This window comes from Oleiphilus sp. HI0125, assembly GCF_001635355.1.
Window position 1 is genome coordinate 1 of the sequence record NZ_LWGF01000576.1, and the last position, 2,657, is coordinate 2,657.

General features: G+C 48.2%; 1 protein-coding gene. It reads right to left on the minus strand.

Annotation, left to right across the window (positions count from 1 at the left end; all coding sequences use genetic code 11):
- The coding region (locus tag A3762_RS07100; RefSeq protein ID WP_156493318.1) for a tandem-95 repeat protein at positions 1-2,657 on the minus strand (2,657 nt) is incomplete at both ends.

A 2,657-nucleotide genomic window follows, 5' to 3' on the forward strand; every position in this document is an offset into this window, starting at 1 on the left:
GAAGTTCTCATTCGGTGCAAAGGTATATGTGTCATCACCATTATCGGTGAAGATTCCATCCGTACCTGTGTATGCAACATCTGAGATACTCAGCGTATCACCATCAACATCCGACGCTCCCGTTAACAGATCCCCATCTGTAAGCGTGATCGTCCCGTCTTCGTTCATCTGGAAATTCTGATCCTGCGCGACCGGCAGATCATTCACTGGGTTCACTGTCAAATCGATATTGGCTGCAACTGTCGCTTCACCATCGAATACATCGAAACTAATATCGAGATCACCATTGAAGTTTGCAGCCGGTGTCAGCGTGAACGTCCCATCACCATTATCTGTAATCGTCAGTTCCGGATTGGCTGTCTGTAGATTCAACGCCGTGAGCGTATCACCATCCACATCACTCGCTTGCGCCAAGAGCTGTTCTTGGCTCAGTGTGATACTTCCATCCTCATCAATTGCATACGCCAAGTCACCTGAAACTGGCGGGTCATTCACAGGAACAACTACAATATTCGCTTGGGCCGTATCTGTACCACCCTGACCATCAGACACGGTAAAGTCGACGGTGACATTACCATTGAAGTTCTCATTCGGTGCAAAGGTATATGTGTCATCCCCATTATCGGTGAAGATTCCATCCGTACCTGTGTATGCAACATCTGAGATACTCAGCGTATCGCCATCAACATCCGACGCTCCCGTTAACAGATCCCCATCTGTAAGCGTGATCGTCCCGTCTTCGTTCATCTGGAAATTCTGATCCTGCGCGACCGGCAGATCATTCACTGGGTTCACTGTCAAATCGATATTGGCTGCAACTGTCGCTTCACCATCGAATACATCGAAACTAATATCGAGATCACCATTGAAGTTTGCAGCCGGTGTCAGCGTGAACGTCCCATCGCCATTATCTGTAATCGTCAGTTCAGGATTGGCTGTCTGTAGATTCAACGCCGTGAGCGTATCACCATCCACATCACTCGCTTGCGCCAAGAGCTGTTCTTGGCTCAGTGTGATACTTCCATCCTCATCAATTGCATACGCCAAGTCACCTGAAACTGGCGGGTCATTCACAGGAACAACTACAATATTCGCTTGGGCCGTATCTGTACCACCCTGACCATCAGACACGGTAAAGTCGACGGTGACATTACCATTGAAGTTCTCATTCGGTGCAAAGGTATATGTGTCATCTCCATTATCGGTGAAGATTCCATCCGTACCTGTGTATGCAACATCTGAGATACTCAGCGTATCACCATCAACATCCGACGCTCCCGTTAACAGATCCCCATCTGTAAGCGTGATCGTCCCGTCTTCGTTCATCTGGAAATTCTGATCCTGCGCGACCGGCAGATCATTCACTGGGTTCACTGTCAAATCGATATTGGCTGCAACTGTCGCTTCACCATCGAATACATCGAAACTAATATCGAGATCACCATTGAAGTTTGCAGCCGGTGTCAGGGTGAACGTCCCATCACCATTATCTGTAATCGTCAGTTCCGGATTGGCTGTCTGTAGATTCAACGCCGTGAGCGTATCACCCTCCACATCACTCGCTTGCGCCAAGAGCTGCTCTTGGCTCAGTGTGATACTTCCATCCTCATCAATTGCATACGCCAAGTCGCCTGAAACTGGCGGGTCATTCACAGGAACAACTACAATATTCGCTTGGGCCGTATCTGTACCACCCTGACCATCAGACACGGTAAAGTCGACGGTGACATTACCATTGAAGTTCTCATTCGGTGCAAAGGTATATGTGTCATCTCCATTATCGGTGAAGATTCCATCCGTACCTGTGTATGCAACATCTGAGATACTCAGCGTATCGCCATCAACATCCGACGCTCCCGTTAACAGATCCCCATCTGTAAGCGTGATCGTCCCGTCTTCGTTCATCTGGAAATTCTGATCCTGCGCGACCGGCAGATCATTCACTGGGTTCACTGTCAAATCGATATTGGCTGCAACTGTCGCTTCACCATCGAATACATCGAAACTAATATCGAGATCACCATTGAAGTTTGCAGCCGGTGTCAGCGTGAACGTCCCATCACCATTATCTGTAATCGTCAGTTCAGGATTGGCTGTCTGTAGATTCAACGCCGTGAGCGTATCACCATCCACATCACTCGCTTGCGCCAAGAGCTGCTCTTGGCTCAGTGTGATACTTCCATCCTCATCAATTGCATACGCCAAGTTACCTGAAACAGGGAAGTCGTTCACAGGAACAACTACGATATTCGCTTGGGCCGTATCACTCGTACCCTCAGCATCTAGCACAACCACATCGAGGACAATGTCGCCATTGAAATTCTCATTCGGAATAAAACTAAAGGAGCCATCATCATTCGCACTCAGCGTTCCATCTGATCCTGAGTAGCTAACACCTTGCAGACTCACATCACCTTCAACGTCACTTGAATTCGCCAAAAGCTGTGCAGGTGTCAATGTAATTGTACCGTCCTCATTCATGCTGAAAGACGTATCCCCTGCAACTGGCGGGTCATTCACAGGAACAACTACAATATTCGCTTGGGCCGTATCTGTACCACCCTGACCATCAGACACGGTAAAGTCGACGGTGACATTACCATTGAAGTTCTCATTCGGTGCAAAGGTATATGTGTCATCTCCATTATCGGTGAAGA